The organism is Streptomyces sp. NPDC057424 (assembly GCF_042803315.1).
Classification (GTDB): Bacteria; Actinomycetota; Actinomycetes; order Streptomycetales; family Streptomycetaceae; genus Streptomyces.
In genome coordinates, this window is record NZ_JBHVCP010000004.1 from 42757 (window position 1) to 64620 (window position 21864).

The window sequence follows — 21864 nt, forward strand, 5'->3', positions numbered from 1 at the left end:
TGTACGCTGACTGCGCACGCTGTTCGCACGAAGGCGGCTCGACGATCCACCAGGGAGGACACTCATGACCCGGAGCACGAAGAAGGCGGCCCCGATCCCGTCCGTCTGGGCCCGTGAGCAGCGCCGGACCGACCAGCCCGCGCTCAGCCGGGACGCGATCGTGCGCGAGGCGATCGCGATGCTCGACGCCGAGGGCATCGAGGCGCTCAGCATGCGCAAGCTCGGCGCCCGCCTGAACGCCGGCGCGACCTCGCTGTACCGGCACGTCGCCACGAAGGACGAGCTGATGGAGCTCGCGGTGGACGAGGTCGCCGCCGAGATCCACGTCCCGCCGGCCGACAGCCCCGACTGGCGCGCGGCGGTGACCGAGGCGGCCGGGTCCTTCCGTACGACGGCGCTACGGCACCCCTGGCTGACCCTGGTCCTGGGCCAGGCGGGGCTCGCCTACCTCGGGCCCAACTACATGAGCTTCTCCGAGCGCCTCGCGGCCCTGTTCACCGCGGCGGGGTTCCCCGAGCCGGGCCGGGCGATCGAGACCGTCTTCTCGTACGTCATGGGCATGAGCAACGCGGAGGCCGCCTGGCTCACCACGGTCGCCCGGTCCGGCGAGACCGAGGCCGGCTTCATCGCCCGCCTGATGCCCGCGGCACAACGGGCCGCGGCGGACCACACCCACCTGGCCATTCCGCACTCGGAGGCCGAGGAAGCGACCACCGACCCCGTCGCCCTGCGCGACATGAAGTTCGCCTACGGCCTGGAGGTCGTCCTGGACGGCCTGGCTCTGCGGCTGCCGAAGCAGTAGAGGTCAGCCGCCATACATCCGGCGCATCGCGAACTCGACCATCTGTTCCACGGCCTTCGCGTCGAAGACCATGCGGTGCTCGCCCTCCATGTCGAGGACGAAGCCGTAGCCGGTCGGCAGCAGGTCCAGCACCTCGGCGCCGGTGATCACGAAGTACTTGGACTCCTTGCCCGCGTACCGGCGCAGCTCCTTGAGCGTACTGAACATCGGGATCACCGGCTGCTGGGTGTTGTGCAGCGCGAGGAAGCCGGGGTTGTCGCCGCGCGGGCAGTACACCTTCGACGTGGCGAAGACCTGCTGGAAGTCCTCGGCGGCCATCTGCCCGGTGGTGAACGCGCGCACCGCGTCCGTCAGGGAGGGCGGGGACGGCTCGGGGTACAGCGGCGGCTGCTGCCCGTACCCGCCGGACATCGGCTGCTGCGGAGGGGCGTACTGCGCTTGCGGGCCCGCTGTCTGGTCGTAGCCGTACATGGGCGCAAGCGTACCGAGAGCGACCGGGCGCCGGGCCGGGACGGGCTCCCTGGCAGAACCGACAGCGGCTTGACAGCGAACCGACAGCGGCCGCCCTGGCTTCCCACAGTTGCCGCTCCTAGCGTCTGCCGTGCACGGGCGAGCACCTGACACGGCAGCACACCAGCAAGGAGACAGCCATGCACCGACACCACGACGACGAGGTCCACGAGCACGACCGAGGTCTCTCCCACGACCTCCCCGTCCTCGCCCGCCGCCGCATGATTCGGCTGCTGGCCGGCGCGAGCCTGGTCCCACTGGTGGGCTGCACCTCGGACGAGGGCACCTCGGCGTCCTCCTCCTCGTCTTCTTCCTCCTCGGCCGCCTCGTCCGGCGAGTGCGCGACCATCCCGAACGAGACCGCGGGACCCTACCCCGGCGACGGCTCGAACGGCGTGAACGTCCTGAAGGAGAGCGGTGTCGTCCGCAGCGACATCACCAAGAGCTTCGGCGACTCCGCGGGCGGCACCGCCGAGGGCGTTCCCCTGACGGTCACGCTGACGGTCGTGGACGCCGCCTCCGGCTGCGGCACGCCGAAGAAGGGCGCCGCCGTCTACCTGTGGCACGCCGACCGGGACGGCAAGTACTCCCTGTACTCGGACGGTGTCACGGACGAGAACTACCTGCGGGGGGTGCAGGAGACGGACGACCAGGGCCAGGTCACGTTCAAGAGCGTCTTCCCCGGCTGCTACGACGGCCGCTGGCCGCACATTCACTTCGAGGTCTACGGCAGTCTGGCCGACGCCACGGCGGCCACCTCCATCACGAACACCTCGCAGCTCGCCTTCCCGAAGGACACCTGCGAGGAGGTGTACAGCGCGGAGGGCTACAGCCAGAGCGTGACGAACCTCGACCGGGTCTCCCTGGAGACGGACAACATCTTCAGCGACGGCTACGGCCGGCAGCTGGCGGCGATGAAGGGCGGCGCGACGGAGGGCTACACGGCGTCACTGACCGTTCCGGTGTGACCTGTCACAGATGAGGGATCGGGGTTGCTTCTTATTACCGACGGGTAGCATCATCGTAGCTACTTGTTGGTACGTGAACTAGCGCGAGGATCCAGTGCCTCGCCGATCTCTCTAGGGAGCCGGGAGCCGTCGCCATGGGGCACTACAAGTCGAATCTCCGCGACATCGAGTTCAACCTCTTCGAAGTACTCGGGCGCGACAAGGTGTACGGCACCGGCCCGTTCGAGGAGACCGACGTCGAGACCGCGAAGAGCATCCTGGAGGAGATGACCCGCCTCTCGGAGAACGAGCTGGCCGAGTCCTTCATCGACGCCGACCGCAACCCGCCGGTCTTCGACCCCGAGACCAACACCGCTCCGGTCCCGGCCTCCTTCAAGAAGAGCTACCAGGCCTTCATGGACTCCGAGTACTGGCGCCTCGGCCTGCCCGAGGAGATCGGCGGCACCACCTCGCCCCGCTCCCTGATCTGGGCGTACGCCGAGCTGATCCTGGGCGCCAACCCGGCCGTCTGGATGTACTCCTCGGGCCCGGCGTTCGCCGGCATCCTCTTCGAGGAGGGCAACGAGGTCCAGAAGCACATAGCCAAGGTCGCCGTGGAGAAGCAGTGGGGCTCCACCATGGTGCTCACCGAGCCCGACGCGGGCTCCGACGTGGGCGCCGGCCGCACCAAGGCCGTGCAGCAGGAGGACGGCTCCTGGCACATCGAGGGCGTGAAGCGCTTCATCACCTCCGGTGAGCACGACATGTCGGAGAACATCCTCCACTACGTGCTGGCCCGCCCCGAGGGCGCCGGCCCCGGCACCAAGGGCCTGTCCCTCTTCCTCGTCCCGAAGTACCTGTTCGACTTCGAGACCGGCGAGCTGGGCGAGCGCAACGGCGTCTACGCCACCAACGTCGAGCACAAGATGGGCCTCAAGGCCTCCAACACCTGCGAGATGACCTTCGGCGACCAGCACCCCGCCAAGGGCTGGCTGATCGGCGACAAGCACGACGGCATCCGCCAGATGTTCCGCATCATCGAGTTCGCCCGCATGATGGTCGGCACGAAGGCGATCTCCACGCTGTCCACGGGCTACCTGAACGCGCTGGAGTACGCCAAGGAGCGCGTCCAGGGTCCCGACCTCGCGAACTTCATGGACAAGACCGCGCCCAAGGTCACCGTCACCCACCACCCGGACGTACGCCGCGCGCTGATCACGCAGAAGGCGTACGCGGAGGGCATGCGCGCCCTGGTGATGTACACCGCCTCGATCCAGGACGCGATCCAGATCAAGGAGGCCGCGGGCGAGGACGCCGCCACCGAGCACGCGCTGAACGACCTGCTCCTGCCCATCGTCAAGGGCTACGGCTCCGAGAAGGGCTACGAGCAGCTCGCCCAGTCGCTGCAGACCTTCGGCGGCTCCGGCTTCCTGCAGGAGTACCCGATCGAGCAGTACATCCGGGACTCCAAGATCGACACCCTCTACGAGGGCACCACGGCGATCCAGGGCCAGGACTTCTTCTTCCGGAAGATCGTCCGCAACCAGGGCTCCGCGCTGAACTCCCTCGCCGAGGACATCAAGAAGTTCCTGGCCCTCGGCACGGGCGGCGAGGAACTGGCCGGCGCCCGCGAGCACCTCGCCAAGGCCGCCGTCGAGCTGGAGGCCATCGTCGGCCTGATGCTGACCGACCTCGCGGCCACCGAGCAGGACGTCAAGAACATCTACAAGGTCGGGCTCAACACCACCCGCCTGCTGATGGCCTCCGGTGACGTCGTCGTCGGCTACCTGCTGCTCAAGGGCGCCGCCGTCGCCGCCGAGAAGCTGGAGACCGCCTCCGCCAAGGACAAGGCCTTCTACACCGGCAAGATCGCCGCCGCGAAGTTCTTCGCCGCGAACGTCCTGCCGGGCGTCACCCTGGCCCGCAAGGTCGCCGAGGGCGTCGAGCTGGACCTGATGGAGCTGGACGAGGCCGCGTTCTAGACGCCTCACGTCCGCTGTTCGAGGGCCTGTTCCCTTCCCAGGGGAACAGGCCCTCGTCCGTCGTTAAGGTGTCCCCATGACCGAACCAGCCCGCTTCGACCGCGGCCACACCGACGACCTGATGACCTTCCTGGCGGCGAGCCCCACGCCGTACCACGCCGTGGCGACCGCCGCCGAGCGGCTGGAGAAGGCCGGCTTCAGGCAGGTCGCCGAGACGGACGCGTGGGACGGGACCACCGGCGGCAAGTACGTGCTGCGCGGCGGCGCGATCGTCGCCTGGTACGTGCCGGAGGGCGCCGCGCCCCACACACCCTTCCGGATCGTCGGCGCCCACACCGACTCCCCCAACCTGCGCGTCAAGCCGATCCCCGACAGCGGGGCGCACGGCTGGCGCCAGGTCGCCGTGGAGATCTACGGCGGACCGCTGCTCAACTCCTGGCTGGACCGCGACCTCGGCCTCGCGGGCCGGCTGACCCTGCGCGACGGCTCGACGCGCCTGGTCAACGTCGACCGGCCGCTGCTGCGCGTGCCGCAGCTCGCCATCCACCTGGACCGCTCGGTGACGGCGGACGGCCTCAAGCTCGACAAGCAGCGGCACCTGCAGCCGGTCTGGGGCCTCGGCGGCGACGTGCGCGACGGCGACCTGATCGCCTTCCTGGAGGAGACGGCCGGGATTCCCACGGGCGAGGTCACCGGCTGGGACCTCATGACGCACTCCGTGGAGCCGCCCGCCTACCTGGGCCGCGACCGCGAACTGCTGGCCGGCCCGCGTATGGACAACCTGCTGTCGGTGCACGCCGGCACGGCCGCCCTCGCGGCCGTCGCCTCCTCCGCGTCGCACCCGGCGTCCATCCCGGTCCTGGCCGCCTTCGACCACGAGGAGAACGGCTCCCAGTCGGACACCGGCGCGGACGGACCGCTGCTCGGCAACGTGCTGGAGCGCTCGGTGTTCGCCCGTGGCGGCTCCTACGAGGACCGGGCCCGCGCCTTCGCCGGCACGGTCTGCCTGTCCTCCGACACCGGCCACGCCGTCCACCCCAACTACGCGGAGCGGCACGACCCGACGCACCACCCGCGCGTCAACGGCGGCCCGATCCTCAAGGTCAACGTCAACAACCGCTACGCCACGGACGGTTCGGGCCGCGCGGAGTTCACGGCGGCCTGCGAGGCGGCCGCCGTGCCCTTCCAGTCGTTCGTCTCCAACAACTCCATGCCCTGCGGCACCACGATCGGCCCGATCACCGCCGCCCGGCACGGCATCAGGACCGTCGACATCGGCGTGGCCATCCTGTCGATGCACAGCGCACGCGAACTGTGCGGCGCGGACGACCCGTTCCTGCTCGCGGGCGCGTTGACGGCGTTCCTGAAGAGGTAGAACAGGGCAGTACCGCATGGGTGTTCGCCGCGGGGGTACCTGGTGTGCGGGGCCGGAACGTCCGGACCGTACAGGGAGGCGACACTCATGGGCCTCGGCGGATGCATCATCCTCATCGCCGTGGGAGCCATCCTCACGTTCGCGACCGACTGGGACATGCAGGGGGTCAACCTCGACCTGGTCGGCATCATTCTGATGATCGTCGGACTGATCGGCGTCACCACGTTCAGCAGCATCGCCAGGCGCCGGCGCGTGGTGGTGCCCCCCACGACCCAGGTCGTCGAGGACCCGGCGGCGCACCACCACCGCCGCGACGGGTACAGCGACGGATACGGGGTCTGAACCCTCCCCGCCCCAGCGGCAGGGGATGCGCGGCTCGGGTGCCTCCTGGAGCAACGCTCCAGGAGGTCTTGCGCGCCATGGGCAGCAGCCGGAGACCAGCCCTCAGCCCAGCTCATGTCCCGCCGTGGCATCCACATGACCCGGGACGTCGTCGTGCCGGTCGCCCACCGTCAGGCTGCCCGCCGGTTCGAACATGAGATCGCGGCCGGGGCCGTACGGCTTGTGGTGGCGGCCCGGAGCGGGCTCGGTAGCGCCGCCAACCTGCGGGCGCGGCTGCGGCGGGCGACCGGGCTCAGCCCGTCGGCCTACAGGCGGCGTTTCGGAAGCGGCGGCGGGGAAGCCCTGGTGTCATGAGATTCCTCGTGTACGACCGGCTCCTCGGCTTCGGTGACGACTACTGGATCGAGGACGACCGCGGCAGCAAGGTGTTCCTCGTCGACGGCAAGGCCCTGCGGCTGCGGGACACCTGGGAGCTGAAGGACACCCAGGGGCGCGTCCTCGTGGACATCCACCAGAAGATGCTGGCCCTGCGCGACACCATGGTGCTCCAGCGGAGCGGGGAGCCGCTGGCGACGATCCGCAGGAAACGGCTGTCGCTGCTGCGCAACCACTACCGGGTGTCCCTGGCCGACGGCAACGAGCTGGACGTCAGCGGCAAGATTCTCGACCGGGAGTTCGCCGTCGAGTACGACGGCGAGCTGCTGGCGGTGATCTCCCGGCGGTGGCTGACGCTGCGGGACACCTACGGCGTGGACGTCGTCCGCGAGGACGCGGATCCCGCACTGCTGATCGCGGTGGCCGTGTGTGTGATCCACCTGGCGGAGAAGGAGCGGGAGGACTGAACCGCCCGAGCCTCAGGGCCGTCGAGGAGGTTCGAGCCCCAGCATGCGGTCCTTCAGGGCCGGGAACTGCTCCCGGGTCGTCGCGACCTTCCCCGGGTCGAACTCCACCGTGAGGACCTCCTCGCCGGCACCGGCCTGAGCCAGCACCGCGCCCCACGGGTCGACCACGATCGAGTGACCGGCCTGGGGAACTCCGGCGTGCGTCCCGGCCGTTCCGCACGCGACGACGAACGACTGGTTCTCCACCGCCCGGGCCTGGGCCAGCAGCGTCCAGTGGGACCGGCGGCGCTCCGGCCAGCCCGCCGCCACCACGAGCGTCTCGGCACCGGCGTCGACGAGACCGCGGAAGAGCTCGGGGAAGCGGAGGTCGTAGCAGGTGGAGATGCCCAGGGTCGTCGCGGGCAGGCGCACCGTCACCAGCTCCGTGCCCGCGCCCATGAGCACGGCCTCGCCCTTGTCGAAGCCGAAGCGGTGGATCTTGCGGTAGGCGGCGGCCAGATCGCCGGAGGGGGAGAAGACCAGGGAGGTGTTGTAGAGGGGTCCGTCAGGGTCCCGTTCCGGGACGGAACCGGCGTGCAGCCACACGCCCGCGTCGCTCGCGGCCTTCGCCATCGCCTCGTACGTCGGCCCCTCGAGCGGCTCGGCCTCGCGCCCGAACTCCTCATAGGCGAAGGCACCCGTGGTCCACAGCTCCGGCAGGACGACGAGGTCGGCCCCGGCCTGCTCCCGGACCATGCCCGCCACGCGTCGGCGGCGCGCTTCGACCGATTCGTCCTCGTTTACGGCGATCTGGATCACAGAGGCGCGCACACTACCACCGTCCTGGCATTCAAGCCGTCCACACGGGCCTACGATCGTCACACGAAAGCACTGCCGGGGTGCCTCACAGCAGCGTAACTTAGCTCGCAAGACGCCCGCCGACAGCCGCCACCTCCCACTGGCAACGCCGCCACCACCTGCCCGTGACCGAACCGCCGAGGGGTCCCGTTCCGTGAGTCTGCATCCCACCCTCCAGCCCTACGCCGACGCCTGGACCCACTCCATCGAAGCGATATCCGAGCTGCTCCAGCCGCTCACGGAGGCCGAATGGAACCGGCGGACGCCGTGCCCGGGGTGGTCGGTGCGGGACGTGGTCTCCCATGTGATCGGTCTGGACTGCGAGATGCTCGGCGACCCGCGGCCCATCCACAGCCTTCCGCGCGACCTCTTCCACGTCACCAACGAGCACCAGCGCTACATGGAGATGCAGGTCGACGTGCGCCGCCACCACACGGCCCCCGAGATGACCTCCGAGCTCGAGTACGTGATCATCCGCCGCAACCGGCAGCTGCGGAACGAGTCGCGTGACCCGGGCACGAAGGTGCGGGGGCCGCTCGGCAGCGAGCTCACCCTCGAGGAGTCGATGCGGCGGCACGCGTTCGACGTGTGGGTGCACGAGCAGGACCTGCGCACGGCCCTCGGCCGGCCCGGCAGCCTCGACTCCCCCGGCGCGCTGGTCGCCCGTGACGTGCTGCTCGGCGAACTCCCGCGCGTGGTGGCCGAGGACGCGCAGGCGCCGCGCAGCTCGGCGATCGTCTTCGACGTGCACGGGCCCGTCGAGTTCCTGCGCACGATCCGCGTCGACATCCAGGGCCGCGGCACCCTGGAAACGGCCCCGGCCCTCGGCCCCGCCGCCACCTTCACCCTCGACTGGGAGACGTACGTCCGCCTGGCCTGCGGCCGCGTGACCCCGGAGGCGGTGTCGGACCGGCTGAAGACGGAGGGCGACCCGGAACTGACGGCGGCGATCCTGGGCAGCTTCACGGTGACGCAGTAGGGACGGCCGACCCGGCTGCGGGCATTCCCGCACCGGGTGGGCGCGGCAGCACCCCGCCACACCGCTGCGCACCCACCCGGCACCGGCCCCCGCACCGAGCACCGGAAAACCCGTGCCCCGGCCCCGCTCCCGCCCGTAGCGTCCGTGGGCATGACCCCACCCCACCGCACCCGCCTGACCTTCCACGGCCCGTTGTCCGAAGCCCGGGCGGACGCCCTCGTACAGCGCCTCACCCGCCACCACCCCACCACGGTCCTGGACATCGGCTGCGGCTCGGGCGAACTGATGCTCCGCATCCTGGCCACCACGCCGGAGGCGACCGGCACCGGAATCGACCTGGACACCGACGACCTGGCGCGAGGGCGGAAGGCCGCCGAGGACCGCGGACTGGCGTCCCGGGCCGCTTTCCTGGAGGAGTCCGCCACCGGAACCACCCACGGCCCGGCCGACCTCGTCCTGTGCGTGGGAGCGAGCCAGGCCCTCGGCGGCCGGCTCCCCGAGGCCCTGGGGGAGCTCCGCCGCCTGGTCACCGACCGCGGCCGCGTCCTGCTCGGCGAGGGCTTCTGGCAGCGCACGCCCACCCCGGACGAACTGTCCCGCATGTGGCCGGACGCCGCCGCCACGGACCACCCCGACCTCGCGGCACTCGTCGGCCTGGCCGTCGACGCGGGGTTCAGGGTGGAGTGGACGGAGACCGCGAGCCTCGACGAGTGGGAGCAGTTCGAGTCGGGGTACCTCGCGGACACCGAGGTGTGGCTCGCCGGGCACCCCGACCACCCCTCGGCGCCGGAGACGCGCGAGCGCGCCGACCGGCACCGCGCCCGGTGGCTCACCTACCGCGGCGTCCTCGGCCTGGCCTACCTCACCCTCGTACCGGTGGCGGCCCGGTGACCCAGGGCCTGTCGTTCGGATCAGGTCGCGGACGCGGGGCCCGGCACGCGCATCGGCGTCGAGAAGCACCGCCGATTCCCCGCGGCCTGATCCGAACGGCAGGCCCTACACCGGCACGTGCACCGTCTCCACCCGGCTGGCCACCAGCCGCTCCCGCTCCCGCCGAGCCGCCTGCCTGCGCAGCCGCAGGATCTGGGAGACCCCGGCCGCCTGGAGCACGAACACCACCGAGAAGGCCAGGGAGTAGTCGCCGCCGGTCGCGTCCAGGAGCACACCGATCGCGAACAGGGTGGTCATGGAGGCCACGAAGCCACCCATGTTGGTGATGCCCGAGGCGGTGCCCTGCCGTTCGGGCGGGTTGGCCGGGCGGGCGAAGTCGAAGCCGATCATCGACGCCGGTCCGCACGCCCCGAGCACCGTGCACAGCACGATCAGCAGCCACATCGGGGCGTGCGCGCCCGGGTAGGCGAGCGTCGCCGCCCACAGGGCGGCCGTCGTGCCGACCGTCCCGAGCGCGAGAGGGAGCCGCGCCCCGTGGTGCCGGGCGACGATCTGACCGTAGACCAGGCCCACCACCATGTTCGACAGGACGACGAGGGTGAGCAGTTCACCGGCCACCGCCCGGGACAGCCCCTGCGCCTCGACGAGGAACGGCAGGCCCCACAGCAGCAGGAACACCATCGCCGGGAACTGGGTGGTGAAGTGCACCCACAGGCCGAGCCGCGTCCCGGGCTCCCGCCAGGAGGCGGCGATCTGCCGCCGTACGTAGGCCGCGCCCTGGTGCGGGAGGGGCTCCGGCTCGTGGCCCTCGGGGTGGTCCTTGAGGAACAGCAGCACCAGGGCGAGCACCACGGCCCCGGCGAGCGCGCTGCCCGCGAACGCCGCCGTCCAGCCGATGCCGTGCAGCAGCCGGGCGAGGACGAGCGTGGAGACCAGGTTGCCCGCCATGCCGACCAGTCCCGCGAACTGGGCGACCAGCGGCCCGCGCCGGGCCGGGAACCAGCGGCTGCCGAGACGCAGCACGCTGATGAACGTCAGCGCGTCACCGCAGCCGAGCAGCGCCCGGGAGGCGAGCGCCGTGCCGTACGAGGGGGAGAAGGCGAAGCCCAGCTGCCCGGCCGTGAACAGCACCGCGCCGAGCGCCAGCACCTTCTTGGTGCCGAGCCGGTCGACCAGCAGGCCGACGGGGATCTGCATGCCCGCGTAGACCAGCAGCTGGAGGATGGAGAAGGTCGAGAGGGCGGAGGCGTTCACATGGAAGCGGTCGGCGGCGTCGAGGCCGGCCACGCCCAGTGACGTGCGGAAGATGACCGCGACGAAGTAGACCGAGACACCCGTGCCCCAGACGGCCAGGGCTCTGCGGCCGCCCGGCGGGTCGCCCGGTGTCGCGGTGGCGCTCAACGGACTTCCCCCCGGGCCAGGTGTGAGAACCAGCCGACGTGCCGGTGGACGACGCCGACGGCCGCGTCCGCGTCGCCGGAGCGCAGCGCGTCGAGGATCTCCTCGTGCTCGGCGAGGGTCTTGGCGATGCGGTCGGGGTGGGAGTGCATGACGGCGACGCCCATGCGCAGCTGGCGGTCGCGCAACTGGTCGTAGAGGCGGGAGAGGATCTCGTTGCCGCCGCTGCGGACGATCTCGGCGTGGAAGCAGCGGTCGGTGACGGCGGCCCCGGCGAGGTCCCCGGCGGCGGCCTGCTTCTTCTGCCGGGCCAGCAGCTCCTCCAGGCGCTCGATGAGCCCGGCCGGCGCGGGCACGGCCTTGCGCGCCGCGTGCTCCTCGACGAGCAGCCGCGTCTCGACGACGTCGGCGATCTCCTGTGCGGAGACGGGCAGGACGAGGGCGCCCTTCTTCGGGTAGAGCCGGATCAGCCCTTCTGCCTCCAGCCGGAGCAGCGCCTCGCGGACCGGCGTGCGGGAGACGCCCACGGCTTCGGCGAGCTCGCCCTCGGTGAGGAGGGTCCCGCCCTCGTAGCGGCGTTCCAGGACGCCCTGCTTGACATGGGCGTAGACGCGGTCGGCGGCGGGCGGTTGCTTCACGGCCAGGGTCATGCCGACAGCATAGATACAACAGGTACGCATGAACGGATACGTCCAGTATGCGGACTCGAATGTCACACATCTGTGGCAAAGCGAGGGCCCGCCTCGGCAACGGCAGCACCACGTGTGCTAGTTACGAGTCAGACACGTGCGGCCTCATTCCCCTCGTCCTCAACTCGGCCGCACCCTTGGGGCACTCGACACAATCGGGGTACTTCACTTGATAACCGGCATTCAGGGCACCCGTCCCCGCAGAGCCGCGGCCGTCGCCGTCACCACCGGCGCCATGCTCGCGACCGGCGCCCTCACCGTCGCGCCGGCGCAGGCCGCCTCGGCGCCCACGATCGCCGCCAAGGGCGGCTACGTGATGAACAGCGCGACCGGCAAGTCGCTCTACACCAAGGCTGCCGACACGCGCCGTTCGACCGGCTCGACCACCAAGATCATGACCGCTCTGGTGGTGCTGAAGCAGTCGAACCTCAACCTGAACAGCAAGGTCACGGTCCAGAAGGCGTACAGCGACTACATCGTCGCCAACAACTGGGCCTCCAACGCCAAGCTGATCGTCGGCGACAAGGTCACCGTCCGCCAGCTGCTGTACGGGCTGATGCTGCCGTCCGGCTGCGACGCGGCGTACGCCCTCGCCGACAAGTTCGGCTCGGGCTCGACGCGGGCGAAACGCGTGAAGTCGTTCATCGGCAAGATGAACACCACCGCCAAGAACCTGGGTCTGAAGAACACCCACTTCGACTCGTTCGACGGCATCGGCAAGGGCTCCAACTACTCCACACCGCGCGACCTGACGAAGCTCGCCGGCGCCGCGATGAAGAACTCCACGTTCCGCACGGTCGTCAAGACGAAGAAGTACACGGCGAAGACGACCACCAAGTCCGGCGGCACGCGGACGATGGCGCCGTGGCAGAACACCAACCCGCTGCTCGGCAGCTACTCCGGCGCGATCGGCGTGAAGACCGGTTCCGGCCCGGAGGCGAAGTACTGCCTGGTCTTCGCCGCCACCCGCAGCGGCAAGACGGTCATCGGCACGGTGCTGGCCTCGACCAACGCCACCACCCGCAAGTCGGACGCGACGAAGCTGCTCAACTACGGCTTCACCAAGTAGCACGACCGAGGGGGCTCTGCCGCACACCGCGGCAGAGCCCCCTTCGTCATGGGGTTGTCATGTGGAGGTGCGCTGACGGCGCTCCAGCGCCCGGGCCGCCTTGCGCCGGCCGCCCGCCAGCACGTTCACCGGGGAGCCGGCACCGGCCCCCGGCTCCAGCCGCCAGCCGCGGATCCGCGCCGCGACCTGTGCCAGCCGCTGGTCGCCCGGCCGTACGTCGACGCAGAACAGCGACTCGTCGGGCGTACGGTCGTCGCCGCCCCAGCGGACCACGCCGTCGAGCTCGGCGAGAATGTCGCGGATCACGACCTCCTGCTGCGGGAAGAAGCCGCCCCGGGCGCCGCGCGGGTAGGAGCCGGGCCGGATCCGCACGGCCGTGCCGGACGCCAGGTTGGACTCGGGCCTGCTCCTGGCGAGCCCGGCGGGGTCGTGCCAGCCGACGACATCGCCCCGGCGCAGCGGGTCGACCTCGTAGTGGAACCGGCGCACGAGGTGGACGAGGACGGTCTCCACATCGCCCATGCGCACGGCGACGCCCTTGAGCGGGGTGCCGGGGACGGGGCGGGTGTAGACGGTGCCCCCGTCGTCGGCGACGGTCTCCATCTCCCAGCCGTTGCGGGAGCGCGAGCCCGCCAGCACGCGCCGGCTCCGGTCCTGCGCGCTGCGCAGGGCGTCCCGCACACGGCCCGGGATGGGGTTGTTCGCGTCGGCGTACGCCTGGGACAGGAAGTGGGGCAAGGGCAGGGCCGCAACGCCCACGGCGCCGCCGACCGCGGCGACACGGCCGAGCAGGGCACGGCGGGACAGGCCGCGGCGGTGGACGGCACCGGGCGCCGGCGATCTGCGGGGGATACGGGGAAGGCTGAGCTTCAACGGAGTCTCTTCCTGAAGTTCTTGCTGAAGTTGTCTGCGCACAGGCGCTCAGGCGTTGCGGAGGACGCTGTTGTACTTCTCGAAGATCTGGTAGACGGCCAGGCTCTGGTGCGTCTGGGACTCCACGTCGGGGTCCCAGGCCCGGTAGCGGCGCAGGAGTTCGGTGATCTCGAACTCGACGAGGTCGAGGCGCATCGACCGCGGGGTGGTGACGCGGTCGCCGGGGGGCAGCCGGCCGCCGGGCCTGCCCCGGGTGCCCCACAGGTGGATCAGGGCCGCGGTGCGCACACTGAACGCGTTGTCCTTGTTCAGCCGCTGCCACACGGTCCACAGGTCGGTGTCCTCGGCCGGGTCGCGGCGGTCGCCGGTGGTGAAGCCCCAGCCGATGCAGTGGTTCCAGGCCTGGATGGCGTCGCCCGCGCTGATCTCGCCGATGCCGGTGTGCGAGTCCCTGACGGAGCCGGAGCCCGTGAGGTGGTGGTCGGCGACCTGCTGGTCGGTGGACTGGGCGGCCAGGCCGTAGTCGCGCATGGCCCAGTAGACGGCCGTCTGGATCAGCGCCTTGCGCATCGTGTACGTCGTCGACAGCTCGGTGATCAGCCCGTCCTGCTCCTGGATCGCCGCGACGGCCTGCGCGTTGGTGTAGAGCCGCGCGTCGCCGCCGATGCCGCCCGTGTCCGGACGGCCGATCGACCGCATGTAGCGCGAGAGGTCGGCCCGCAGCGCCGGCACCTGGCGCGCGTCGAAGGCGACGTCCGGGACGGCGGGCCGCGGCCGGTCGAACGAGCCCTGCCCGGTGTCCCGCCCCGAGGCGATGTCGGCATCGATCTCGAGCTGCCCGTCGCCGGAGCCGAGGGTGCGGATGACGAACTGGTCGTAGGCCCAGTCCCGCGGCAGCGGGTGCCCGGCGTTGCCCTCGAAGCCCGAGGACATGCCGGCGACGAAGCTCGCGGTCGAGTAGCCGGCCGCACCGACCTGCGCGCACACGCTGCGGGAGCCGTAGACGCCGATCTCGTACGGGTGGCCGGAGTCCGCCATCGCCTCCTTGATGCCCTTGAAGTGGGGCAGGACGTTCGCGGTGATCTCGGCGTCGATCGCGTCGAAGTCGACGGCGAAGAAGATCCGGCTCCCCCGCCGGAAGCCGTGGTCGAGAGCTGCGTTGACCGCCGCGTAGCCGGCGGTCCGCCCGGCGACGTAGTCGAAGTCCGAGGCGTCGTTGTTGACGGTCTGGTAGATCGGGAAGCAGCGCAGGCCCTGCTGGGCGATGGTGGCGAGCTCGCCCGGCTGGATGGCCTTCTCCGGCAGGGAGGTGGCGCTCGGGTTGGTGAGGTAGCGGCCGACGTACGTGATCCCGGCCGCCTTGAGCGAGGCAGCACGGGCCGGGGTGATCCTCGCGATGGTGTCGCAGGCCTTGGCGGGGCGGGACTGGTCGCCGAAGGACGCCAGCAGGGAGGCGAAGGTGGCGAAGTCGCCCTCGCCCGTGGCCGGGAGCGCCGCGAAGGTCTGGAAGGCCCGGACGGCGGCGGCCAGGGAGGAGTCGAAGGTGTCGGTGAGGGCCGCGGGCCGCCGGTTGACGACCATCCCGGCGGAGAACAGCTGGACGAAGACGCCCTGGTCGCCCTGGGCCACGGGGTGCGACTTCAGGCCCGACTGGGTACCGGGCCCGAAGTTGCCGTTGGCGGTGCCGTCCGCCATGCCCAGCTCGTACTGCACGCCGAGGAGCAGTGCCTTGAGGGTGCCCCTGGACACGAGCCCGTCGCAGGCGATGACGTAGAAGTCCTGCCGGTTCAGGTAGCGGCCGTTGAGCCACTGCTGGACGGCCCTGACCTGCCCGGTGCCCGAGGCGCCGGGGACGTACGAGTCCATCGTCAGCAGCGCCTTGACCACCTTGGGCGTCAAGCCGGCCCCCGGGAGAGCCTGTTCGACGCCCATGTCGGTCTTGAGCCGGGTGACGGCCGCCCGCACCCGTGGGCCGTACGTGCCGTCGAGGTCGCCGCCGTCGTAGCCCTTGCAGGCGAGGCCGGCCTGGATGATGCGGCAGAAGTCGGGCGAGGGGACGGTGTCCGCGTTGAGCTCGGGGTACTTGGCGGTCAGGGTGCTGAGCGTGGTGGGGCCGAAGTTGTCGGAGAGCGCTGTGATGCCCAGCTCGTACTGCAGGGCACGGGTCAGGGCGTACATGGTCGCCCAGTCGGCCTCGCCGCTCTCCTGCACGGTCGTGCCGATACGGCTGCCGTAGACGGAGTTCACGAATCTCTGGGCTTTGAGCACCATCGCGTCGCGCATGGGGGGTTCACTCACTTTCGAGGGAGTGACCGCGCCCGTCGCAGCCCGCAACCGGGCTCCCCCGGGACGCCGGGCGAGTGGTCGGTCTCGTGGTGAGGTTGATCGTATGTCCGGATAAACCGCCTACTGTGCGGTAGTTGGGCGGATTCGAGGAGTCTCTTGTGACCCTCGGCGCACCGCCGGTTCATCCGGGGCGGACGCCGGACGCCGACGGCCCCCCGCCCGGAGGGGCAGGGGGCCGCCGCAGTGGGATCACGCCCAGGTGATCAGGCGTTTCGGCTGCTCCAGGATGGCCGCCACATCGGCGAGGACCTTCGAGCCCAGCTCGCCGTCGACCAGGCGGTGGTCGAACGACAGCGCCAGGGTGGTGACCTGACGGGGCTTCACCTTGCCCTTGTGGACCCATGGCTGGGGCTTGATCGCACCGACCGCCAGGATCGCGGACTCGCCCTGGTTGAGGATCGGCGTGCCCGTGTCCACGCCGAAGACGCCGACGTTGGTGATCGTCACCGTGCCCCCCTGCATCGCCGCCGGGGACGTCTTGCCGTCCCTGGCCGTCGCCACCAGCTCGCCCAGCGACTCGGCCAGCTGCGGCAGGGTCTTGGCGTGGGCGTCCTTGATGTTCGGCACGATCAGGCCACGCGGCGTCGCGGCCGCGATGCCCAGGTTCACGTAGTGCTTGACCACGATCTCCTGGGCGGCCTCGTCCCAGGACGCGTTGACGTCCGGGTGGCGCCGGATCGCGACGAGCAGCGCCTTCGCGATCAGCAGCAGGGGGTTCACGCGCAGGCCCGCGAACTCCTTGTCCGCCTTCAGCTCCTCGACCAGCTTCATCGTGCGCGTCACGTCGACCGTCACGAACTCCGTGACATGCGGCGCGGTGAACGCCGAGCCGACCATCGCCGCCGCCGTCGCCTTGCGGACACCCTTGACCGGGATGCGGGTCTCGCGCGCGGTGTCGTACGACGCCGGAGCCTGGGCCGCGGCCGGGGCGGACACGGCCGACGGCTCGGGGGCCGCCGGGACGGCGGCGACCGCCGCGTGCACGTCCTCGCGGGTGATGATGCCGTCCGGACCGGTCGGGACGACCGTCGTCAGGTCGACACCCAGGTCCTTGGCCAGCTTGCGGACAGGGGGCTTGGCCAGCGGGCGTTCCGTACCGGCCGGAGCGGGCGGAGCCACCGGGGCCGTCGCGGCCGGGGCCACCGGCGTGTGGCCGTTCAGCTCCGCCTGGATCGCCGGCGAGGCCTGCTGGACCGAAACCTCCGGGCCCTTGCGGGGGCGGCGGCGGGTGGACGAGGTGGCCACCCCGTAACCCACCAGGACCGGCTGGCGTCCCGAACCCGCCGCCTTCGGCTCCCCGGCGGGCTCGGCCGCCGCGGGCTGCTCGGCGGCGGGCGCGGGCGCGGCGCTGCCGCCGCCCACGTCCACCGAGATGATCGCCGTGCCCACGTCGACCGTGGTGCCTTCGGGGAAGTGCAGGTCCCGGACCACGCCGTCGTACGGGATGGGCAGCTCCACGGCCGCCTTCGCCGTCTCGACCTCGCACACCACCTGGCCGTCGGTGACCGTGTCACCGGGCTGGACGTACCACTTGAGGATCTCGGCCTCGGTGAGCCCCTCGCCCACGTCGGGCATCTTGAACTCGCGCACGGACGCTTCCGTCATCGTCGTCACGACCCTCTCCTCAGTACGCCAGCGAGCGGTCGACGGCATCCAGGACCCGGTCCAGGTTCGGCAGGTACTCCTCCTCCAGGCGGGCCGGCGGGTACGGGGCGTGGTAGCCGCCGACCCGGAGCACCGGGGCCTCCAGGTGGTAGAAGCAGCGCTCCGTGATCCGCGCGGCGATCTCCGCGCCGGACCCGAAGAACACCGGGGCCTCGTGGACGACGACCAGGCGGCGCGTCTTCTCCACCGATGCCTGGATCGAGTCGAAGTCGAGGGGGGAGACCGAGCGCAGGTCCACCACCTCCAGGTTCTTGCCCTCCTCGGCGGCCGCGTCCGCGACCTCCTGGCAGAGCTTCACCATCGGGCCGTAGGCGGCCAGGGTGAGGTCGGTGCCCTCACGGACCACCTGGGCCTTGTGCAGCGGGCCCGGGATCGCCTCCGTGTCGACCTCGGCCTTGTCCCAGTAGCGGCGCTTGGGCTCGAAGAAGATCACCGGGTCGTCGCTCTGGATGGCCTGCTGCATCATCCAGTACGCGTCCGACGCGTTCGACGGGCTGACGATCTTCAGGCCCGCCACGTGCGCGAAGAGCGCCTCGGGCGACTCGGAGTGGTGCTCCACCGCGCCGATGCCACCGCCGTACGGGATGCGCACGACGACCGGGAGCTTGACCTTGCCCAGCGAGCGGGCGTGCATCTTCGCGAGCTGCGTGACGATCTGGTCGTACGCCGGGAAGACGAAGCCGTCGAACTGGATCTCCACCACCGGGCGGTAGCCGCGCAGGGCCAGGCCGATCGCCGTGCCGACGATGCCCGACTCGGCGAGGGGTGTGTCGATGACGCGGCTCTCGCCGAAGTCCTTCTGCAGGCCGTCCGTCACCCGGAAGACGCCGCCGAGCTTGCCGACGTCCTCGCCCATGATCAGGACCTTGGGGTCGGACTCCAGGGCGCGGCGCAGCGACTCGTTGATCGCCTTGGCCAGTGCCATCTTGTCGGCCATCTCAGTTACCCCCCTCGTCGGCGAACGACGCCTGGTAGGCGGCGAACTGGGCGCGCTCCTCGTCGACGAGCGCGTGTCCGTCCGCGTAGGCGTTCTCGAAGATCGCGAAGTGGTCCGGGTCCGGCATGGCACGGACCGCCTCGCGCACTCGTTTGCCCAACGCCTCGGACTCGGCCTCCAGTTCCTCGAAGAATCCCTCGTCCGCGTGGTTTGAGGCCTCCAGATACCGGCGAAGGCGCAGGATCGGGTCCTTGGCCTCCCAGGCCTGGCGCTCCTCGTCGCCCCGGTAGCGGGTCGGGTCGTCGGAGGTGGTGTGCGCGCCCATGCGGTAGGTGAACGCCTCGACGAGGGTCGGGCCCTCGCCGCCGCGGGCCCGCTCCAGGGCCCACCGGGTGACCGCGAGGACGCCGAGCACGTCGTTGCCGTCCACCCGGACGCCGGGGAAGCCGAAGCCCTGGGCGCGCTGGTAGATCGGCACGCGGGACTGCTTCTCGGTGGGCTCGGAGATGGCCCACTGGTTGTTCTGGCAGAAGAACACGACCGGGGCGTTGTAGACCGCGGAGAAGGTGAACGACTCGGCCACGTCGCCCTGGCTGGAGGCGCCGTCCCCGAAGTACGCGATCACCGCGCTGTCGGCGCCGTCCTTGGCGACGCCCATCGCGTAACCGGTGGCGTGCAGCGTCTGGGAGCCGATGACGATGGTGTACAGCTGGAAGTTGTTGCTGTTCGGGTCCCAGCCGCCGTTGTTCACGCCGCGGAACATCCCGAGCAGGTTGGCCGGGTCGACGCCGCGGCACCAGGCCACGCCGTGCTCGCGGTAGGTCGGGAAGACGTAGTCGTCCTCCCGGGTGGCCCGGCCGGACCCGATCTGGGCGGCCTCCTGGCCCAGCAGCGACGCCCACAGGCCCAGCTCTCCCTGGCGCTGCAGGGAGGTGGCCTCGGCGTCGAAGCGGCGGGTGAGCACCATGTCGCGGTAGAGGCCGCGGAGCTCTTCCGGGGTGATGCCGGCGACGTACTTGTCGTACTCGGCGTTCTTGACGCGCTTGCCCTCGGGCGTCAGCAGCTGCACGAGCTGAGGCTCGGCGCCGGCGTCCTTCTTTGCGGTCGTGCGGGTGCGCTTGGTGCCGGTGGTGCCGGTGGTGCCGGCCTTGCTTCCGGCGCTGCGTCGCGGTGTGCGCGCGGCAGTGCTCTCCACGGTCACGTGTGCTCCTCCGTCGGTCCGGCTCCCGGGGTTGCCGGTGGGCCTGGGGGTCCCCCCTCGCTCGCTTAGAGCGTGGGGGAGCGGCTCACCTGAACTCGACCACCGGGGCACGGGGTGGGTGCCACTCGGCCGGGAACAGGCGTGACAGGTGCCCCGGCGAGCGCCCTGCAACAAGCACGTTACCCAGTGCGCCACATTTCTGTGAAACCCCTCCTGACCTGCGATTTTGCTTGGATATCCAAGTAAATCGGGAGGGCGTGGAAGGGGCCCTGGTCACAGCCTTGCAGGAGGCCGGAGCAACCGCACGTTAACCCGGTGACCCAGGTCACGGGAAGAGTCCTCTTGTCGGCGCGCCCAAACGGCACGCGCGCGTGGGCCCCGTTTCCGGACCCCACGCGCGCGTGGATCATGCGTTTTCTTTACCTGTCAGTTGCCGCCTTCGCCGCCCGAGCCGCCGACGACGCCGGTCGCGCCACCCGCGTCGGTGCCGCCCGTGTCGTCCGGCGGCGTCTCCGGGTCCGTGGGCGGCTCGCCGGTCGGCTCGCCGGTCGGCTCCGCGGTCGTCGGCTGGTCCGACGGCTGCCCGGTGGGCGACTCGGGGGCGCTCTGCGACGGCGTGTAGGACGGCGTGTACGACGGTGTCCAGTTGCCGTTGCCGTTGCCCGTGCCGGTCCCGTCGTCCGTGGACGTGTCGGTCGGCTCGTCGGTCGGCTCGTCGCTCGGGGTCTCGCTGGGCGTCTTCTTCTCGGTCGTCTGCGAGGTGGTCGGCGACTGCTTCGTGCCGGGGCCGTCCTTGTCGCCGCCGGTGTTCTGCAGGGCCAGTGCGACGCCCGCGGCGACGGCGATCACCGCGAGCACGGCGAGGATCCACAGCTTGCCGCGGCCGCTGCCCTTGTTGCCGTGGCCCTCGAAGCCGCCGTCGTCTCCGCCGCCGTAGCCACCCCCGGGCAGGATCGGCGCGGGGATCTGGGTGGTGCCGGAGGCGTCCCCGGGGTGGCCCATCACGGCCGTGCCGGCGAAGCCGCCCGACGGGGTGTGCCGGCCCTCGTGCATGTCGACGGGGCCGGTGTTCCAGGTGCCGGTGTGGCCGCCCTGGTCGTAGAGCATCTGGAGCGCGTACTGGACCAGCCCGCGCATCTCCTCGGCCGTCTGGAAGCGGTCGTCGGGCTCCTTGGCGAGGGCGCGCATGGCCAGGCCGTCCAGCTCCGGCGGGCAGGCGTCGGAGACCTCGGACGGCGGGGTGGGGATGTCCTGGACGTGCTGGTAGACCACGGAGAGCGGGGTCTCGCCGGTGAACGGCGGGCGCAGCGAGAGGAGTTCGTAGAGCAGGCAGCCCGTCGCGTACAGGTCGGAGCGGTGGTCGACGGCCTTGCCGAGCGCCTGCTCGGGGGAGAGGTACTGCGGGGTGCCCATGACCATGCCGGTCTGCGTCATCGTGGTGGACGCGCCGTGCAGGGCGCGGGCGATGCCGAAGTCCATCACCTTCACGGCACCGTTGTGCGTGATGATGACGTTGGCGGGCTTGATGTCGCGGTGCACGATGCCGTGCTGGTGCGAGTAGGCGAGCGCCTCCAGGACGCCCGAGACGATGATCAGCGCCTGCTCGGGCCCGGGTGCCTCCGCGTTCAGCAGCAGGTCGCGGATGGTGCGGCCCTCGACGATCTCCATGACGATGTACGGCACGGACTGGCCGCCGACGACGTCCTCGCCGGAGTCGTACACGGCGACGATCGAGTGGTGGTTGAGACCGGCCACCGACTGGGCCTCGCGCGTGAAGCGCGCCTTGGACACCGGGTCTTCGGCGAGGTCGGAGCGGAGCAGCTTGACGGCGACGGTGCGTCCGAGGCGGACGTCCTCGGCTGCGAACACCTCGGCCATGCCGCCCCGGCCGAGTCTGCGGGTCAGCCGGTACCGGCCGTCCCCGACCAACCCGCCGTTACCCCAGAGCTCCGGCGCGTCCGACATGCCGCCGCCAGTCGCCTCGGGGTCGGACGGGCCCTGAGCGCGCTGCTGCTGTGCCATCAGTCCTCGCCGTCGTTTCTGCCCGCGGTGCGCGCGGTGTTGTTACGGTCTCCGTCGGCCACGCTACAGCCTCCGCGCAAGCCTCCGGTCCGAGAAGGGGTGCCGGGACCGGCACGAGACAGACCGGCCATGAAACCTTCACTCCGTACCGTCGTGC

The 21864-nt window shown here is 70.9% G+C and carries 19 protein-coding genes and 1 pseudogene; 10 read left to right on the forward strand and 10 right to left on the reverse strand.

The features are described 5' to 3' along the window. Positions 1 to 64: 64 nt before the first annotated feature. Positions 65 to 802 carry a TetR/AcrR family transcriptional regulator C-terminal domain-containing protein gene (locus ACFU3E_RS05320; RefSeq protein WP_384152368.1) on the forward strand — a complete coding sequence of 246 codons (738 nt, stop codon included), beginning with the start codon at positions 65 to 67 and terminating at the stop codon, positions 800 to 802. 3 nt (positions 803 to 805) lie between these two features. Here ACFU3E_RS05320 and ACFU3E_RS05325 read toward each other — a convergent pair whose 3' ends face one another. Continuing rightward, positions 806 to 1273 carry an SseB family protein gene (locus ACFU3E_RS05325; RefSeq protein ID WP_190198038.1) on the reverse strand — a complete coding sequence of 156 codons (468 nt, stop codon included), beginning with the start codon at positions 1271 to 1273 and terminating at the stop codon, positions 806 to 808. Positions 1274 to 1452: 179 nt separating this feature from the next. Here ACFU3E_RS05325 and ACFU3E_RS05330 point away from each other — a divergent pair, with 179 nt between their 5' ends. The 6 genes and pseudogenes from ACFU3E_RS05330 to ACFU3E_RS05355 all read left to right on the forward strand — a co-directional run bounded on the left by ACFU3E_RS05330 (position 1453) and on the right by ACFU3E_RS05355 (position 6800). Beyond that, the gene (locus ACFU3E_RS05330) at positions 1453 to 2280 is read left to right on the forward strand and encodes an intradiol ring-cleavage dioxygenase (protein ID WP_384152371.1); all 828 of its coding nucleotides are present in this window, start codon (positions 1453 to 1455) and stop codon (positions 2278 to 2280) included. 134 nt (positions 2281 to 2414) lie between these two features. Beyond that, a complete protein-coding gene (locus ACFU3E_RS05335) occupies positions 2415 to 4241 on the forward strand; it encodes an acyl-CoA dehydrogenase (protein WP_384152374.1) in 1827 nt (608 codons plus the stop codon). Positions 4242 to 4317: 76 nt separating this feature from the next. Then, positions 4318 to 5616, forward strand: coding sequence for a M18 family aminopeptidase (locus tag ACFU3E_RS05340; RefSeq protein ID WP_384152378.1), 1299 nt, complete (start codon positions 4318 to 4320; stop codon positions 5614 to 5616). A gap of 87 nt (positions 5617 to 5703) precedes the next feature. Beyond that, positions 5704 to 5958: a DUF6458 family protein gene (locus ACFU3E_RS05345; RefSeq protein WP_031137490.1), complete on the forward strand. Its 255-nt coding sequence runs from the start codon at positions 5704 to 5706 to the stop codon at positions 5956 to 5958. A 198-nt stretch (positions 5959 to 6156) separates the two neighbouring features. Beyond that, positions 6157 to 6312: pseudogene (locus tag ACFU3E_RS05350) on the forward strand (AraC family transcriptional regulator); the annotation flags it as partial. Further along, on the forward strand, positions 6309 to 6800 hold the full coding sequence (locus tag ACFU3E_RS05355; protein WP_384152381.1) for an LURP-one-related/scramblase family protein: 492 nt from the start codon (positions 6309 to 6311) through the stop codon (positions 6798 to 6800). The pseudogene ACFU3E_RS05350 and the gene ACFU3E_RS05355, both read left to right, overlap by 4 nt. A gap of 12 nt (positions 6801 to 6812) precedes the next feature. On the opposite strand, the gene ACFU3E_RS05360 is transcribed toward ACFU3E_RS05355, so the two are convergent. Beyond that, positions 6813 to 7610, reverse strand: a complete 798-nt coding sequence (locus ACFU3E_RS05360) for a carbon-nitrogen family hydrolase (RefSeq protein ID WP_384152384.1) — start codon at positions 7608 to 7610, stop codon at positions 6813 to 6815. Positions 7611 to 7791: 181 nt separating this feature from the next. Here ACFU3E_RS05360 and ACFU3E_RS05365 point away from each other — a divergent pair, with 181 nt between their 5' ends. Beyond that, positions 7792 to 8616 carry a maleylpyruvate isomerase family mycothiol-dependent enzyme gene (locus ACFU3E_RS05365; RefSeq protein ID WP_384152387.1) on the forward strand — a complete coding sequence of 275 codons (825 nt, stop codon included), beginning with the start codon at positions 7792 to 7794 and terminating at the stop codon, positions 8614 to 8616. Positions 8617 to 8766: 150 nt separating this feature from the next. Further along, positions 8767 to 9507 (forward strand): SAM-dependent methyltransferase, encoded by a 741-nt coding sequence (locus ACFU3E_RS05370; RefSeq protein WP_384152390.1) that lies wholly within the window; start codon positions 8767 to 8769, stop codon positions 9505 to 9507. Between the two features lie 105 nt (positions 9508 to 9612). Here the strand turns inward: ACFU3E_RS05370 and ACFU3E_RS05375 are convergent, their stop codons facing one another. Beyond that, positions 9613 to 10908: a nitrate/nitrite transporter gene (locus ACFU3E_RS05375; RefSeq protein WP_384152393.1), complete on the reverse strand. Its 1296-nt coding sequence runs from the start codon at positions 10906 to 10908 to the stop codon at positions 9613 to 9615. Beyond that, positions 10905 to 11555, reverse strand: a complete 651-nt coding sequence (locus ACFU3E_RS05380; protein WP_384152396.1) for a GntR family transcriptional regulator — start codon at positions 11553 to 11555, stop codon at positions 10905 to 10907. The genes ACFU3E_RS05375 and ACFU3E_RS05380 overlap by 4 nt, the downstream gene beginning before the upstream one ends. Positions 11556 to 11763: 208 nt before the next feature. Here ACFU3E_RS05380 and ACFU3E_RS05385 point away from each other — a divergent pair, with 208 nt between their 5' ends. Further along, on the forward strand, positions 11764 to 12663 hold the full coding sequence (locus tag ACFU3E_RS05385) for a D-alanyl-D-alanine carboxypeptidase family protein (protein ID WP_384152399.1): 900 nt from the start codon (positions 11764 to 11766) through the stop codon (positions 12661 to 12663). Between the two features lie 57 nt (positions 12664 to 12720). On the opposite strand, the gene ACFU3E_RS05390 is transcribed toward ACFU3E_RS05385, so the two are convergent. From ACFU3E_RS05390 to ACFU3E_RS05415, 6 genes are all read right to left on the reverse strand, one after another. After that, positions 12721 to 13536: a twin-arginine translocation signal domain-containing protein gene (locus ACFU3E_RS05390; RefSeq protein ID WP_384152402.1), complete on the reverse strand. Its 816-nt coding sequence runs from the start codon at positions 13534 to 13536 to the stop codon at positions 12721 to 12723. Positions 13537 to 13584: 48 nt separating this feature from the next. Next, positions 13585 to 15819 (reverse strand): glycoside hydrolase domain-containing protein, encoded by a 2235-nt coding sequence (locus ACFU3E_RS05395; protein WP_384152902.1) that lies wholly within the window; start codon positions 15817 to 15819, stop codon positions 13585 to 13587. 252 nt (positions 15820 to 16071) lie between these two features. Then, on the reverse strand, positions 16072 to 17496 hold the full coding sequence (locus ACFU3E_RS05400) for a dihydrolipoamide acetyltransferase family protein (protein ID WP_384152405.1): 1425 nt from the start codon (positions 17494 to 17496) through the stop codon (positions 16072 to 16074). Positions 17497 to 17506: 10 nt separating this feature from the next. After that, positions 17507 to 18484, reverse strand: coding sequence for an alpha-ketoacid dehydrogenase subunit beta (locus ACFU3E_RS05405; protein ID WP_384152408.1), 978 nt, complete (start codon positions 18482 to 18484; stop codon positions 17507 to 17509). A gap of 1 nt (position 18485) precedes the next feature. Continuing rightward, positions 18486 to 19685 carry a pyruvate dehydrogenase (acetyl-transferring) E1 component subunit alpha gene (pdhA, locus tag ACFU3E_RS05410; RefSeq protein WP_384152411.1) on the reverse strand — a complete coding sequence of 400 codons (1200 nt, stop codon included), beginning with the start codon at positions 19683 to 19685 and terminating at the stop codon, positions 18486 to 18488. Positions 19686 to 20111: 426 nt separating this feature from the next. Next, positions 20112 to 21707 carry a protein kinase gene (locus tag ACFU3E_RS05415; protein ID WP_384152414.1) on the reverse strand — a complete coding sequence of 532 codons (1596 nt, stop codon included), beginning with the start codon at positions 21705 to 21707 and terminating at the stop codon, positions 20112 to 20114. Positions 21708 to 21864: the final 157 nt, after the last annotated feature.